Source organism: Sphingobacterium sp. UBA7253 (assembly GCF_002472745.1).
GTDB lineage: Bacteria > Bacteroidota > Bacteroidia > Sphingobacteriales > Sphingobacteriaceae > Sphingobacterium > Sphingobacterium siyangense.
Window position 1 is genome coordinate 9,291 of the sequence record NZ_DKSP01000109.1, and the last position, 2,714, is coordinate 12,004.

2 protein-coding genes are annotated in these 2,714 nt (G+C 47.7%); both read right to left on the reverse strand.

Annotated features, from left to right (window positions below; translation table 11 throughout):
- A partial coding sequence (locus B2X72_RS10745; protein ID WP_286849579.1) for a TonB-dependent receptor plug domain-containing protein occupies window positions 1–1,526 on the reverse strand: 1,526 nt, incomplete at its 3' end.
- Window positions 1,527–1,537: 11 nt separating this feature from the next.
- Window positions 1,538–2,329, reverse strand: a complete 792-nt coding sequence (locus B2X72_RS10750; RefSeq protein WP_286849580.1) for a peroxiredoxin family protein — start codon at window positions 2,327–2,329, stop codon at window positions 1,538–1,540.
- Between the last annotated feature and the right edge of the window lie 385 nt (window positions 2,330–2,714).

A 2,714-nucleotide genomic window follows, 5' to 3' on the forward strand; every position in this document is an offset into this window, starting at 1 on the left:
GCATAATAACTGTCCTTATCATACTGTGCCGTACTGGATGAACTTCCCCTGATATATTGATAGGTAAGGCCGATATTGAAATGTGAAAGAAAATCGTACCTCAGCCCCAGGTCTGCCCTGAGCTCATCGCTGCCTCCCCGCCTGTCCATCAGTCCGCGTTCCCCGAGCGGGCGGTACTGCCAGTCCAATAGGCCATTAGCCTCTGCCTGATCCACATAGGGCTGTCTGTAATCTTTGATGATCGCTGCGGGATTCCCGTTTTCGTCCGTTAGTCTTGTATAAGGCGAAAGACCGACATGTGTGGTATTTGCTGATAGGTCGTTCAGCGTGATCTGATTATCCTGATGGTTCTGTCTGCTGTACCAGAGTGCGGCGGACAGTTCAAGTTTGGGAAATGGCCTGAACGTATTCTGCAGGTTCAGGTTTATTCGATCGTTAGCGCTCCCGATCTCGCTGGAGCGGTTTTTGTCATAGCCTCCCGAGGCATAATAGGTAAAACTGTCACCGCCTCCACGTGCTTGAATCGAATACTGCTGATAGAGAGCAGGCTGGTAAAGGTATTTCATTGCTTCTTCCCGTACTTCGGTACCTTTTAGAATGGCTTCCTGTCTTTCAAAGTCCCCGCGGCTGAGTGTTCCTTTATCCAACGCCATCAACATTTCCACATACCCGGGAAAAGGTGTCTGCTGAGCATTTTCCAGATAATATCCGCCCTTTTCGTATTTTTCTTTTTCAATCGCCATGACAGTTTCTGAGGGGAGGCGGTTCCGGCTGTACATCAGGTCGGGTTTTTGGCTAATGGTTATGTTGCTGTTTACCGAGAGCTGTCCTTTCTGTCCATACTGTCCCTTTTTTGTTGTAATGACGATCACACCGTTGCCCGCCCGTGCTCCCCATATCGAAGCAGCGGCCCCGTCCTTGAGTATCGTGATATTGTCGATATCGTTGGGGTTGATGGAACTGATGTCACCATCGTACGGAAAATTGTCGACAACGATCAGGGGACTGGCGTCGGACTGTATGGTCGCAAGCCCACGGACGCGGATATCGGATGCTTTTGTACCATTTGCAGTGACAAACTGGACACCCGAAGCGACACCGTCGAGCCGCTGAAGGATGCTGCCCCCGACGGATCGGTTCAGGAGTTTATTGTCAATAGTAGTAAACGAGCCTGTGGCCCGCTCTTTGGGGATCTGGTAGAATCCCGTATTGACAACCTGTACTTCCTCGATCGTCCGGCTGCCTTTTTCCAGAATAATCTCCAGCTTGCCTTTGAGCGATGTAACCGCTATTTTTTTTGTGCTGTACCCCATGAAGCTGATGGAAAGGCTGTCCGGCGGTACCGCATTGCCAAAAGAAAATTGACCGTTTTGGTCTGTCTTCGCCGAAACACCGCTTCTTTGCAGGGTCAGCGTTGCGCCGTGGAGGGGTACACTGTTTTCATTTCTTACGTATCCCGAAATCTGGGCATCTACATGGGGGATGAACAATAAAAATAGGATCGTGATAGTTAAGTGGCTTTTCATATTTCCTCCGTTTAGAATGGTGATTTCCACATGTACTTATCGGGAACAGCGCTTATTTCACCGGAGATCATTTTCTCCAGGATGGGCCGGGCATCCACTTTTGCATCTGTAATGCCGGCGAGCTTTCCGTTTCTGATCCAAACGGAGGGACCTGTGACTGGTATACCGCATAAATATGCATTGAGCAGATAAACCTCGGGGCCTACGAGCTGGGGTGAAGTCCACCCGTTTTTGTTTGCGGTAAGTTCGGCTTTATAGTCGTAGTCGAGCATGAGCCCGACGGCCCGCACCTGGTCTTTATATTTGGGGCCAAGTTCTTCCCACTTCTGCATCGAAGCCAGGCAGGGAGCGCACCAGGTGGCCCAGAAATCCAGTACGAGCATCTTGCCGCTGGAAAGTTCCCGCAAAGTAATACTGTCCCTGCCATAAGTGTCATTTACGATACGCAGGGGAAGGTCCAGGATATTGTCGGGTACTTTTTCGTCCACTTTGAGCGGAATAATACGCTCCGTATTTACGCTATATTCCAGCAGCGGGTATTTAGTCAGATCAGCGTCTGGATTAAAATGCAGTATCTGCCCCCGGATATTATCTTTGTTTTCTGTTCTGACAAGATAAGGGATATTTTCCCTTGTGATATTCTTAGCGGACTGCCCGGCGTCAGCCCGTGTTTCCACGGACTGTGCAGAGCATAAACTAAACATAGAAACGAAAATAGCTGTCAGTATCTTTAACAGGTTGTTTCCCCTATAAAGACGTGTTTTTATAATATCTTTTATTAGTAATAGTATGAGTGTGATCATAATATGGTCTGTTTATGGTCGAAAAATCAGCGGTGCGAAAAAGGCATACTTATCCCATTACGCTATCTGCGTTTGTTTTTAGATAGAAAATTGGTTTGTTTTTGGCTTATAATTATAAAATAACCATCCCTTAGCCCTTGGAAAATTTATGACGGATTCGGCCGGGACAAAGAGGGAGCGGTATATGGTTATTGTACCAGATTATTCCGGTGGGCACGCTAAATTTTGAAGTAATTGTTTTTTTTGATTCATGGCTCATCAAGTTTTGAGCCATTTCAATACCGATCAAAAAACATTGGGTCGGGGCTTATTGAATTGCCCAAGCTCCCATGTAGGAATGGGGAGTGATCCGAAGATCACCCTAGACGCAACCAATAAGTGCCCC

Coding starts and splice junctions, on each gene's coding strand:
- B2X72_RS10750 (WP_286849580.1), bottom strand. CDS start 2,329: ATGATCACACTCATACTATTACTAATAAAAGATATTATAAAAACACGT.